14 protein-coding genes are annotated in these 12085 nt (G+C 69.0%); 5 read left to right on the forward strand and 9 right to left on the reverse strand.

Annotated features, from left to right (window positions below; genetic code table 11):
• From RM1_RS17815 to RM1_RS17825, 3 genes are all read right to left on the reverse strand, one after another.
• Nucleotides 1-1101: Rv3169 family protein (locus RM1_RS17815; RefSeq protein ID WP_072753072.1), on the reverse strand; the 1101-nt coding region annotated here is incomplete at its 3' end.
• A 104-nt stretch (nt 1102-1205) separates the two neighbouring features.
• On the reverse strand, nt 1206-1724 hold the full coding sequence (purE, locus tag RM1_RS17820; protein ID WP_072753073.1) for a 5-(carboxyamino)imidazole ribonucleotide mutase: 519 nt from the start codon (nt 1722-1724) through the stop codon (nt 1206-1208).
• Nucleotides 1708-2988, reverse strand: a complete 1281-nt coding sequence (locus RM1_RS17825) for a 5-(carboxyamino)imidazole ribonucleotide synthase (protein ID WP_072753074.1) — start codon at nt 2986-2988, stop codon at nt 1708-1710. Before RM1_RS17825 ends, purE begins: the two co-directional genes overlap by 17 nt.
• Before the next feature lie 71 nt (nt 2989-3059).
• Here RM1_RS17825 and RM1_RS17830 point away from each other — a divergent pair, with 71 nt between their 5' ends.
• The gene (locus tag RM1_RS17830) at nt 3060-3620 is read left to right on the forward strand and encodes a GtrA family protein (RefSeq protein ID WP_218019714.1); all 561 of its coding nucleotides are present in this window, start codon (nt 3060-3062) and stop codon (nt 3618-3620) included.
• Here RM1_RS17830 and RM1_RS17835 read toward each other — a convergent pair whose 3' ends face one another.
• From RM1_RS17835 to RM1_RS17855, 5 genes are read right to left on the reverse strand one after another with little or no spacing between them, the layout of a single operon-like run.
• The gene (locus tag RM1_RS17835) at nt 3621-4904 is read right to left on the reverse strand and encodes a sensor histidine kinase (protein ID WP_072753076.1); all 1284 of its coding nucleotides are present in this window, start codon (nt 4902-4904) and stop codon (nt 3621-3623) included. It abuts the gene before it with no gap.
• A gap of 12 nt (nt 4905-4916) precedes the next feature.
• A complete protein-coding gene (locus RM1_RS17840; RefSeq protein WP_027500220.1) occupies nt 4917-5594 on the reverse strand; it encodes a response regulator transcription factor in 678 nt (225 codons plus the stop codon).
• 9 nt (nt 5595-5603) lie between these two features.
• Nucleotides 5604-6143: a PH domain-containing protein gene (locus RM1_RS17845; RefSeq protein ID WP_072753077.1), complete on the reverse strand. Its 540-nt coding sequence runs from the start codon at nt 6141-6143 to the stop codon at nt 5604-5606.
• A 16-nt stretch (nt 6144-6159) separates the two neighbouring features.
• A complete protein-coding gene (locus tag RM1_RS17850; protein ID WP_072753078.1) occupies nt 6160-7371 on the reverse strand; it encodes an AI-2E family transporter in 1212 nt (403 codons plus the stop codon).
• Nucleotides 7368-7829 carry a DUF6069 family protein gene (locus RM1_RS17855; protein WP_072753079.1) on the reverse strand — a complete coding sequence of 154 codons (462 nt, stop codon included), beginning with the start codon at nt 7827-7829 and terminating at the stop codon, nt 7368-7370. The genes RM1_RS17850 and RM1_RS17855 overlap by 4 nt, the downstream gene beginning before the upstream one ends.
• A gap of 150 nt (nt 7830-7979) precedes the next feature.
• On the opposite strand from RM1_RS17855, the gene RM1_RS17860 reads away from it, so the two are divergent.
• Nucleotides 7980-8381, forward strand: a complete 402-nt coding sequence (locus RM1_RS17860; RefSeq protein WP_027500221.1) for a DUF7144 family membrane protein — start codon at nt 7980-7982, stop codon at nt 8379-8381.
• A gap of 54 nt (nt 8382-8435) precedes the next feature.
• Here RM1_RS17860 and RM1_RS17865 read toward each other — a convergent pair whose 3' ends face one another.
• On the reverse strand, nt 8436-9278 hold the full coding sequence (locus RM1_RS17865; protein ID WP_072753080.1) for a biotin--[acetyl-CoA-carboxylase] ligase: 843 nt from the start codon (nt 9276-9278) through the stop codon (nt 8436-8438).
• 136 nt (nt 9279-9414) lie between these two features.
• On the opposite strand from RM1_RS17865, the gene RM1_RS17870 reads away from it, so the two are divergent.
• Genes RM1_RS17870 through RM1_RS17880 form a run of 3 tightly spaced genes read left to right on the forward strand, consistent with a single transcriptional unit; the run spans nt 9415 to nt 11998 of the window.
• Nucleotides 9415-11055, forward strand: coding sequence for an acyl-CoA carboxylase subunit beta (locus RM1_RS17870; RefSeq protein ID WP_027500223.1), 1641 nt, complete (start codon nt 9415-9417; stop codon nt 11053-11055).
• The gene (locus RM1_RS17875) at nt 11052-11360 is read left to right on the forward strand and encodes an acyl-CoA carboxylase subunit epsilon (RefSeq protein ID WP_083576809.1); all 309 of its coding nucleotides are present in this window, start codon (nt 11052-11054) and stop codon (nt 11358-11360) included. The genes RM1_RS17870 and RM1_RS17875 overlap by 4 nt, the downstream gene beginning before the upstream one ends.
• On the forward strand, nt 11357-11998 hold the full coding sequence (locus RM1_RS17880; RefSeq protein ID WP_072753082.1) for a Maf family protein: 642 nt from the start codon (nt 11357-11359) through the stop codon (nt 11996-11998). Before RM1_RS17875 ends, RM1_RS17880 begins: the two co-directional genes overlap by 4 nt.
• Nucleotides 11999-12085 lie beyond the last annotated feature (87 nt).

The raw sequence follows: 12085 nt of genomic DNA on the forward strand, positions 1-12085 counted from the left end.
CGCCACCGAACCCCAGTCCGCGAAGCCCGTCGGATCGTGCCTGCCCATGCTCGCGTGCTCGAACATGCCTGCACCCGGGATCCCGTTGCAGGTGACGCTGGCCGGATATTCGTTGACGCCGTACGGAATTCGCGCCGTGATCGCGGGATCGTTCAGGTCGTACACCGATCGCGAGCTCCAGTTGCGGCCGCGCCACTGCCCGTGCGTCCACTCCGGGTCACCGCCGTATCCCGCGCCGACATGCAGCGCGAGACCGTCGCGCGGGGTCACCTCGACGGTCAGCGGGCTGCCGTCGGAGGCGGTCAGGTGCAGCGTCGCCGCGAACGGCCTGCGGGTGCCGGACTGGTACTTGATGTCGTAGCGCGGCCAGCCGAGCTGCTCGATCCGGCCGTCGTTCCATACCCGGGTCGCATCGTTCAGCGTCCGGTAGCCATCGGGATTCTCCTGCAGGATCACGATGATCGAGAACTCGTCGAAGCGCATCGGCACGTACATCCACCAGAAGCCCTCGGACGGCTCGTCGGCGAGCCTGCCTGCCGGGTCACCATCGCCGACCGGGCGGATGCCCCAGGACCGATCCCTGGTGCCGATCCACCGATCCGGGTTCACCACGACATCGTCGCCGTCGACCGAGAGCACCCCGGTCCACGTGCCGGTCTGCGCGAAACGACTCGCGTCGAGGGTCGGCCGGAACTTGCTCATCAGCAGGTGCGGCTGCTCCGCGACCGCGGGTCCGGAGCCCTCCCAGGTGAGGTCGAACCCGAGTCCGCCCTCACCGTCGCCCTCGCAGACCATCCGCAGCCTGCGCAGCGGCTCGAGCACCTCGATCCGATAGCCACCGACGGCGAGATCCATCGACCGCTCCTCGAGCGCGTCGGAGAACTTGACCGCCCACTGCCGCTCGCCCTTGCGGACGGTGGCGAACGCATCGGTGACGCCGAGGTTCGGGTACACGCCGAAGCCGCTCACCAGGAACAGCTCACCCTCGGTGTCGATCGCGTTGAAATACGACCGGTCGTAGAAGTTCTTGTCACTGGAGGCGACCCGCGCCATCGAGAGCGGCGTCTGGTGGATCGGGTATTCGTCAAGCGGCGCAGGCATGAGGACACTCCCTGGGGGATTCGTTACAGCATCAAACGTAATCCGGACGACGCCATTTAACCCCGGGAGATCCGCTCAGGTCAGCCGATTGGCAGAACCGACCCTCAATCCAGCAGCTTCGAGCGCAGCGCCGCGTCCTTCTCCAGCACCATCGCCTCGAGTCCGGCCTGGAACGTCGCCATCGCCGCGCGCAGCGCGGGATCCGAGGCGCCGAGGATCCGCGCCGCCAACAACCCGGCATTGCGGGCGCCACCGATCGACACCGTCGCGACCGGCACGCCCGCTGGCATCTGCACGATCGACAGCAGCGAGTCCATGCCGTCGAGGTACTTGAGCGGAACGGGCACGCCGATCACCGGGAGCGGCGTCGCCGAGGCGACCATGCCCGGCAGGTGCGCCGCGCCGCCCGCTCCCGCGATGATCACCTTGATCCCACGATCGGCGGCGTCACGGGCGTAGTCGAGCATCCGCTGCGGGGTCCGGTGCGCCGAGACGACGCCGACCTCGAACCGGATCCCGAACTCGGCGAGGGCCTCGGCGGCCGCCTCCATCGTCGGCCAGTCCGAGTCGCTGCCCATGATCAGGCCGACAACGGGCCCATTCGAATCACTCACCGTGCACATCCCATCCGTCGGTCCATTCCCCGTGCGAGAGCCAGTGCGCAGCCCGCTCGGCGCGCTCGCGCACCGCCGCGACGTACGCCTCGTCGGCGATCGAGCCCTGCGCGCCGCCGACCACGTTGACGTGCCCGATCTTGCGGGCCGGTCGCTCGCCCTTGTCGTAGAGGTGCACCTTCACGTCCGGCATCCGGGCGAACAAGTGGTGCAGGCGCTCGTCCATGCTCATCTCGGGAGCCGACTCCGCGCCGAGCACGTTCGCCATCACGGTGACCGGCGCGGTCGGCGAGGGGTCGCCGAGCGGGTAGTCGAGCACGGCCCGCAGGTGCTGCTCGAACTGGGACGTCCGTGCCCCGTCCTGGGTCCAGTGCCCGGAGTTGTGCGGCCGCATCGCCAGCTCGTTCACCACCAGCCGGCCGTCGGTCGTCTCGAACAGCTCCACGGCCATCGACCCGACGACGCCGAGCTCGGCCGAGATGCGCAGCGCCATCTGCTCGGCCTCCATGGCGAGCGAGTCGGACAGCTCGGGGGCGGGCGCGATCACCACCGCGCACTGCCCGTCGCGCTGCACCGTCTCCACAACCGGCCAGGTCGCACCCTGTCCGAACGGCGAGCGCGCGACCATCGCGGACAGCTCGCGTCGCATCGACACCTTCTGCTCGACCATGAGGGCGACGCCCTTGTCGAGCTGCTCGGTGACGATGGCCTCGGCCTCGTCGGAATCCGCAGGCATCCACACACCGCGCCCGTCGTAGCCGCCCCTGACCGCCTTGATCACGATCTGCCAGTTGTGCTCGTCCCCGAAGCGCACCACGTCGCCCGCCCAGGTGATCTCCGCGAACGCGGGCACGGGCGCGCCCAGCTCCGCCAGCTTCCGCCGCATGGCGAGCTTGTCCTGCGCGTAGATCAGCGCCTGCGGCGGCGGCTGGACGTTCACGCCCTCGGCGACGAGGACCTCGAGGTGCTCGGTCGGAACGTGCTCGTGGTCGAAGGTCAGCGCGCTGGCCCCTGCGGCGACGGCGCGCAGCGCGTCGAGGTCGGTGTGACTGCCGATCACGACGTCCGCGCACACCTTGGCGGCCGGCTCGTCGGGGCCGCCGGAGAGCACCCGGAGGCACTGCCCGAGTTCGATGGCGGCCTGATGGGTCATCCGGGCCAACTGCCCACCGCCGATCATCGCGACCACCGGCAATCCGGCCTTCGGGCCGCGGGGGGTGCTTGGGCGGTGCTGGGATCCGGAATCGACGCTCACGGCAGTCAATGGTGTCATGACGACCTCCGAACCTGCGATCGGAGTGTCAGTTCGCCGGTTCGGAGACCTCTTTCGTACACTCAGTCGTTGTGTCTTTAGTCGATCAGGCGGTCAGCCGCGTGCCCCAGCCCATGCGGGACGTGGTCCTCCGCCATCACGAGCTGATCAAGTTCGCGATCGTCGGCGGCACGACCATGGTCTTCGACCTCGCGATCTTCTACTCGCTGAGCCTGACGATCCTCGAGCAGAAGCCCGTCGTCGCCAAGATCATCTCCGGCGTGATGGCCACGATCTTGAGCTACATCCTCAACCGCGAGTGGTCGTTCAAGAACCGCGGCGGCCGCGAGCGCCACCACGAGGCGTTGCTGTTCTTCACCATCAGCGGCATCGGCGTCGTCATCTCCGCGGCGCCGCTGTTCATCGCGAACAACATCTTCGACATCCGGGCGTCCGCGAGCCTGACCACGCTCGTGATCGTCGACTTCGTCCTCAACTACATCATCGGCAACGTGCTGCAGATGATCTTCCGGTTCTGGGCGCTGCGCCGGTTCGCGTTCCCCGAAGAGAACGCCAGGGGCGCGGCGGCGGGGTCAACCGACTTCGACCCGACGCCCGAGGAACTCGCCGAGGAAGAGCTCGGGCACAGCTAGCTAGCGCGGCTCCGCGTCGGGCGCCATCGGCAGGAACGCCGCGAACAGCGCGGGTCGCCTGCGCTGGAGGTCGAGCCTGCCGCCGTCCGCCTCGACCAGGGCCCGGGCCAACGCCAGCCCGACCCCCGTCGAGCCGCCACCGGAGAACCCGCGGTCGAAGATGTGCGGGGCCAGTTCGTCGCTGACGCCCTCGCCCTCGTCGCCGACCTCCACGCAGACCATCGCCTCGTGCTCCGCCGTCCCCGGCACCGACCGGACGGCCACGGTGCAGGTACCACCGCCGTGCATGAGCGCGTTGTCGACCAGCACGGACACGGACTCGCGCAGTCGCGAGGACCTGGCCGTCGACATCACCGCGGCCTCGCCCCGCAGCACCAGGTCCCGGCCCGCGTCGCGATAGGGCCGCTGCCAATCGGCGACGACCCCGGCGAGCTCGCGGACCACCGCGACGGGTTCCGGGCCGCCGCCCGCCATCCGGGACGACCGCACCAGCTCGTCGATCGCCACCGTCAACCGGTCCACCTGGGCCAGCGCCTCGGTCGCCTCGTCGACCACCGCGGGATCCGGGTGCACCGACAACTCGTCGAGCCGCAGTCGCACGGCGGTGAGTCGGCTGCGGAGCTGGTGGGAGACGTCGCCGACCAGCGCCCGCTCGCGCTGCAATCGCCCGGAGATCTCGACGGTGACCGCGTCGAGCACCTCGGACACCCGGTCCAGTTCGGCGATCCCGTGCCTGCGTGGTTCCTTGCGGAAGTCGCCCTCCGCCAGCCGGGCGGCCCGGTCAGCGACGTCCCGGAGTGGGTCCGCGAGCCGCCGGGCGGTCACCGTCGCCACCGCCGTGCCCGCGCCGAGCGAGGCCAGCACCACCAACGCCACCGCCCCGACCGCCTGCTGCTGGAGCGATTTCATCGAATCCGACGGCGCCTCGAGCCGCAACGAACCGGACCGGCCCATGGAGAGCGACTCGATCAGCGGCTGCTCGACCGCGGGCTCGCCGATGTCGACCTGCACCTCGAGGTCGCCAGGGGTCGGATAGATGACCGTGAGTTTGGCGCCGGCCGGGACGACCAGCCGCAGCGGCGCGGTGTCGAGACCGTTCACGATCACGCCCTGCTCGCCCTCCTGCGAGACGATCTCCGCGGCCATCCGATCCAGCCTGGCCTGCAGGTCGCTCCTGGTGAGGTCCTCGACCCACAGCCAGGCGGTGTACATCAGCGGCAGCCCGAGCAGGAGCGCGATGAGGATGACGACGGCCAGGATGGAGAGCAGGATTCGGCGGCGCACGTCTGCGCCCGGCTAGGTGTTCAGCCGGAAGCCGACGCCCCGCACGGTCGCGATGCGCCGCTCGGCGACCGGACCCTCGTCGCCGATCTTCCTGCGCAGCCACGACATGTGCATGTCGAGGGTCTTGGATCCGCGCAGATCCGCATCACCCCACACCTCCTGCAGGATGACATCGCGCGAGACCACCTCGCCCGCCCGGTCGAGCAGGACCTTGAGCAGCTCGTATTCCTTGTTCGCGAGGATGACCTCGGAGCCGCCGACCAGCACGCGCCGTGCGGCCGGTTCGAGCCGGATGTCCCCCACCGCGATGGTGGTGTCCTCGGAGCCGCCGCGGCGGCGCATCAGCGCGCGGACCCGCGCCATCAGCTCGGCCAGCCGGAACGGTTTGCCCACGTAGTCGTCGGCGCCCGCGTCGAGGCCGACCACGAAATCCACCTCGTCGGTGCGCGCCGTCAGCATCAGTACCGCGAGTTCCGAGCCGCCCGCGCGCAGTTGCCTGCACACCTCCAGCCCGTCCATGCCGGGCAGGCCGAGATCGAGGACCAGCAGGTCGAAGGACCCGCTCAGCGCGAGTTCGAGAGTCCCGGGACCGGTCGGTTCGACGGTGACCGTGTAGCCCTCACGGCCGAGGGCACGGGAGAGCGGGGCGGCGATGGCCTCGTCGTCTTCGGCAAGCAGTACGGCTGTCACGACCCCAGCCTACGGAGCGGCCTCGCCGCGCTCCGTCGGCGGACCGGAATCGAGATTCATCGCGTCGAACACCTGGTGGTAGAGGAGCGAGTGCACCCGCTGCACATCCGGGATGTCGTCGAACTCCAGCGGATCGTCGGCCGCCGACGCGATCACCAGGGTGCCGGTCCGCAGCATCCGGTCGATCAGTCCGTGCCGGAACTGCACGTTGCTGATCCGACCCATCGGGATGTCGATCCCCGTGTGGGTGATCACGCCGTGCCGGATCAACACCCGCCGGTCCGTGACGATGAAATGGGTGAATTTCCACCTCAACAGCGGCCCGACGCAGCGCCACCCGACGATTCCGACCCAGGCCACCGCAACCACGATCAGCGCGACGGAGCGGGCGGTCCCCTCCAGCCGGTCCTGGGCGAGTCCGAGCGCGTACCCGGCGAACGCCGTCGCCACGATGAACGTCAACGCGGGCAGCACCAGCATCTTCCAATGCGGGTGTCGGTGCAGCAGCAGCTCCTCGTCCGTGGCGAGGGCGTCCTCCGGGTATCCCATCGGGAAAGCGTATCGACTACTTCGCAGGCTCGACCGCGGGCTCGACCACGGGTTCGACCGCATCCTCGACTTCGGATTCGGCCTCCGCCTGCAGTTCCGCGGCCTTCTTCGCGGCCTCGACCTCGGCCGTCGCCAGCTCCTCCGCGGTCGGCGGGGAGCCCGCGATCAGCGCGTTGGCCCATCGGGTCGACGGATCGATGTCGAGCAGGAGCGCTTTGGCCAGCAGCGTCATCGGAATCGCGAGCAGCGCGCCGAGCGGCCCGATCACCCATCCCCAGAACACCAACGCCAGGAACGTCAGCGTCACCGACAACCCGACGGCCTCGCCGACGAACTTCGGCTGGATCACCGACTGGATGATGACGTTGATGACGCTGTAGACCACGATCACCCACAGCATCAGCGTCGGACCGCCCTCCAGCAGGGCGATCAGCGCGGGCGGGATCACGCCGATGACGAACCCGATGTTCGGGATGTAGTTGGTGATGAAGGAGAGCAGTCCCCACAGGATCGGCAGCGGAATGCCCATGGCCCAGAGCGCGCCGGCGTCGATCACCGCGACGATGAGGCCGAACACGGTCGAGACGATGAGGTAGCTGCGGGTACCGCTGGCGAAGGAGGAGAAGGCGTAGGCGATGTCCGCCCGGGAGTAGGCCACCGCGCGCATCCGCTCACCGAACGAACTCGCGTCCATAGCCATGAAGATCAGCAGGGCCAGGATGAAGAAGAGATTCGAGAACACACCGAGCAGCCCGACCAGCACGTCGTCGACCAGGCCGATGACCTTGCCGAGGTCGATGCTCGAGAGTGCCTTCTCCACCTGGTCGGAACCGATGTTCAGCTGGGCGAACTGATCCTGGATGTTGGCGATCAGCTCGTCGGCCTTGTCGGTGTACTCCGGCAACAACGTGGCCAGCTGGGCGATCGAGACGACGAGCGCCGCGACCAGCCCCAGCAGGATCAGGTAGACGGCCGTCAGCGTCGAGATCACCGCGACCCATTTGGGTGCGCCCTTGCGCTGCAGCCAGTCGCCGAGCGGCTGCACACCCACCACCAGCATCAGCGCCAGGAACACCGGCCCGACGATCCCGGCGAAGGCCCTGGTGCCTGCGATCGCGACGACGGCGGCGGCCATGCCGAGCAGCACGATCAGCCCGCGCGGCAGCGTCGAAGGTGGCACAGGGGACGGCGGGGCGGACGCGGGCGCGGCGTCGACGGATCGGCTCATTTCCACACCGCGGCTCGATCGGCGACGCCGGGCAGCAGGCCGAGGATCGGCAGGCCGATGGCGAGATGGACCAGACTCGTGGCGATCCGGTCGCCCATCACGGCGTCGTAGGCGAAGGGCACGACGGCCATGGCGAGAGTGATCAGGCCGATGATCCACCCGAAGAACGAGTCGCCACCGGGGGTGGTCAGCAGCAAGAGCTGGAGCAGCCCGGCGGCGACGAGCGCCCCGATGAACCCGAGGATCGCGAACCGGACCGCGACGGTGGTCTCTGGCAACCAGTTCGGCGAGAGCGGCATCAGGTCGAAGACCCGGAGGATCACCGTGGCCACCAGCGCGCTCAATGCGGTGACCAGCGCGGCCGCGGCGGCACCCGCCCAGAACTTGCCCCCGGCGATGCCGCGCGTCGGCGCCCCTGGGGTGCCGGACACGCCCGGTCCTCCCGGATAGCTCGTCATTGCTGTCCTTCCTCGATCTCACAGTCGTTCGCAGTGAGGGTCGCACCGAGCGCGCCGTGCACGCTTCACCCACGACGGATGAGGCACAAGTATCGATCGGGACTCACACTGCTTGTCGAAGCACCACTCCCATATGAGAGAGGAACAGCTATGACGGCAAACCGCGCGGACAACAGCGTCAAGCAGGGATTCGCGGCCGGGGGCTCGATCGCGGCGGCGGTCCTGCTGCTGACCGTGGGCATCCTCCAGGTCTTCCAGGGAATCTCCGCACTGGCCAAGGACAGCGTCCTGATCGTCGGGCCGGAGTACACCTACGCGCTCAACACCACGGGCTGGGGCTGGATCCACCTGATCGTGGGAATCCTCATCGCGCTGACCGGCTTCGGCCTGCTCACCGGTGCGACCTGGGCGCGGATCGCGGGTATCTTCCTGGCCGCCCTCTCGATCATCGCCAACTTCATGTGGCTGCCCTACTACCCGTGGTGGTCGATCCTGATCATCGCCCTCGACGTGGTCATCATCTGGGCCATCGCGACGTGGGACAACGACTAGCCACGGTGCGACTGATGAAGAGGGTGCGGGCCATCGGCCCGCACCCTCTTCTCGTCATTGCTGCGGACGCAGGTGCGTGATGTCGCCCGCGGAGACCGCGACCGGTTCCCTGCCGTCGTCCGGGCTGATCACGATCCTGCCCTGCGCATCGATCCCGCTCGCGGTGCCGAGCAGTTCGCCGCCGCCCGGCAGTTCCGCACGGACACGCTGCCCGATCGTGGCGCACCGCTCCCGATACGACTCGGCGAGAGCCGTTGTGTCCCAACCGTTCCGGTTCCACTTCGTCCACTCCGACGCCAACGCGCGGAGCAGTGCGCGCACCACGGTGTCCCGATCGGTTGTGGCGGCACCCGCGAGCGCGAGCGAGGTCGCGGTCGGCACCGGCAGCTCCGACTCGGTGAGGCTGACGTTCAACCCGATCCCGAGCACGACCGACGGGATCGGTGCGGTCGCGGCGACCTCCGCGAGGATGCCCGCCACCTTGCTGCCACCGATCAGCACGTCGTTCGGCCACTTGAGCACGGCGTCCACCTCGGCGACCGACCGCAGCGCATCGACCACCGCGACACCCGCGAGCAGCGGGAGCCACCCCAGATCCGCTGGATCGATTCCCGGCATCCGCAGCAACACCGAGACGGAGACCGCCGACCTCGGCGGGGCCACCCAGGAACGGGCGTGCCTGCCACGGCCGTGGTCCTGGAACTCCGAGATCAGCACCGCGCGGTCGAGGGCGGAGTCCACCGCCCTCGCCAACATGTCGGCGTTCGTCGAACCGGTCTCGGCGACGACGTCGAGACTCGAGTAGAAGGCGTCGGGGTCGCCGCCGGCCGTCCCGCGCACCAGCGCCCTGCGCAGTGCTCCGGCGACCAAGGGGGGCCGATTCAGATCGGTGTACATGCCGATCAGCCTATGGGCTCCTGCCGCTGCGGCGGGGATCACAATTTCGTACTGGCCAGTAGCTTGGGTTCAATGATTGAACGCAACCTGACCTCGGTCAACGGGCACCTGGACGGGCTGGATAAGCTCTGTCCCCATGACCAGTGTCCAGGAGCCCACTGCGCCAGAGGCGACAAACACCCCTGATATCCACACGACGGCCGGAAAGCTCGCCGACCTGCGCAGACGTCAGGAAGAGGCGAAGTTCCCCAGCGGCGAAGCCGCCGTCGAGCGCGTGCACGCGAAGGGCAAGCTGACCGCCCGTGAGCGCATCACCGCGCTGCTCGACGAGGGCTCCTTCGTAGAGCTCGACGCTCTCGCCCGGCACCGGAGCGTGAACTTCGGTCTCGCCGACAACCGCCCGTTCGGCGACGGCGTGGTGACCGGCTACGGCACCATCGACGGCCGCGACGTGTGCGTCTTCTCCCAGGACGCCACCGTGTTCGGCGGCAGCCTCGGCGAGATCTACGGCGAGAAGATCGTCAAGGTCATGGACCTGGCACTCAAGACCGGCCGCCCGCTCGTCGGCATCAACGAGGGCGCGGGCGCCCGCATCCAGGAGGGCGTGGTCTCGCTCGGCCTCTACGGCGAGATCTTCCACCGCAACGTGCAGGCCTCCGGCGTCATCCCCCAGATCTCGCTGATCATGGGCCCGGCCGCGGGTGGCCACGTCTACTCCCCCGCGCTGACCGACTTCGTCGTGATGGTCGACCAGACCAGCCAGATGTTCGTCACCGGCCCCGACGTGATCAAGACCGTCACCGGCGAGGACGTCACCATGGAGGACCTGGGCGGCGCCCACACCCACATGGTCAAGTCCGGCGTGGCCCACTACGTCGCGTCCGGCGAGCAGGACGCCCTCGACTACGTCAAGGACCTGCTCAGCTACCTGCCGAGCAACAACCAGGCCGCCGCGCCGCGACTGGCCCCGTCCGACCCGATCGTCGGCTCTATCGAGGACTCGCTGACCGCCGAGGACATCGAGCTCGACACCCTCATCCCGGACTCGCCGAACCAGCCGTACGACATGCACGAGGTCATCCGGCGCATCCTCGACGACGACGAGTTCCTCGAGGTGCAGGCCGAGCGCGCCGCGAACATCATCTGTGGCTTCGGTCGCGTCGACGGCCGCAGCGTCGGCATCGTCGCGAACCAGCCCACCCAGTTCGCCGGCTGCCTCGACATCAACGCCTCCGAGAAGGCCGCCCGCTTCGTGCGCACCTGCGACGCCTTCAACGTCCCGATCATCACCCTGGTCGACGTGCCCGGCTTCCTGCCCGGCACCGAGCAGGAGTACAACGGCATCATCCGCCGCGGCGCCAAGCTGCTCTACGCGTACGGCGAGGCCACGGTCGGAAAGATCACCGTCATCACCCGCAAGGCGTACGGCGGCGCGTACGACGTCATGGGCTCCAAGCACATGGGCGCCGACCTGAACCTGGCGTGGCCGAGCGCGCAGATCGCGGTCATGGGTGCCTCCGGCGCCGTCGGCTTCGTCTACCGCAAGCAGCTCAAGGAGGCCGAGGCGTCCGGCGCCGACGTCGACGCGCTGCGCCTCAAGCTGCAGAACGAGTACGAGGACACCCTGGTGAACCCGTACGTCGCGGCCGAGCGCGGTTACATCGACGCGGTCATCCCGCCGTCGCACACCCGCGGCCAGATCGTGGCTGCCCTTCGCCTGCTCGAGCGCAAGCAGGTTTCCCTTCCGCCCAAGAAGCATGGGAACATCCCGCTATGACAGCGACGAGGGAAACGACACTCGAAGACGTCGAGGTGCTCTCCGCAGCCGCGGAGGCCGTCGACTCCGCTACGGTCGACATCGTGGCTGCCGACAGCAAGGGCTCTCAATTGCCGGTCATCAAGGTGGTCAAGGGCGCACCGACCGACATCGAGGTGGCGGCACTCGTGACCGTCTTCGCCGCAGCTGCAGGCGCCGAGGAGGCACCGGCCGACACCCGTCCGGCCGAGCGGTGGGGCGACCCCGCAGGCATGCACCGGGGCGCCGCCCCCCTGTCCCCGTACGCGTACTCGAACCGTCGGTGACCACGCTCGTTCTGGCCTCGGCCTCGCCGGCACGGTTGACCGTGCTGCGCAAGGCCGGGGTCGAGCCATTTGTCCTGGTCTCCGGTGTCGACGAGGACGCGGTGCAGGAGGCGCTCGGCCCGTCGGCCGCGCCATCGCGGGTGGTCACCGAGCTCGCACGGGCGAAGGCCACGGCCGTGCTCTCCGAGCTGCCTGCCGAGGTCGCCGCCGACGCGGTGGTGATCGGCTGCGATTCGATGCTGCTGATCGACGGCACCCTGCAGGGCAAGCCGCACACCGCCGACGTGGCCAGGGCCCGCTGGCGTTCGATGATGGGTCGCAGCGGCACCCTGCTCACCGGGCACTGCGTGCTGCGGGTGCGCGACGGGGCGACCGTCGGCGAGGCCAGTGCGGACAGCGCGACGATCGTGCACTTCGGGACCCCGTCCGGGGACGATCTCGAGGCCTACCTCGAGTCGGGCGAGCCCATGCAGGTCGCGGGCGCCTTCACCCTCGACGGGCTCGGCGGCTGGTTCATCGATCGCATCGAGGGCGACCCGTCCAGCGTGATCGGCATCGGCCTGCCGTTGGTCCGCCGACTGCTCGGCGAGGTCGGCGTCGGCATCTCCGAGCTCTGGGCCGCGACCCCAGCCAACTGAACTCGAACCCCGCCCACTGAAGTCACCGCCCACCGACACCGCGATCGCGGTGTCGGTGGGCGGCTTCATGTCCCGACCGGGCCCTCC

The organism is Rhodococcus maanshanensis NBRC 100610 (assembly GCF_001894865.1).
In the GTDB taxonomy this organism is placed as follows: domain Bacteria; phylum Actinomycetota; class Actinomycetes; order Mycobacteriales; family Mycobacteriaceae; genus Rhodococcus_G; species Rhodococcus_G maanshanensis.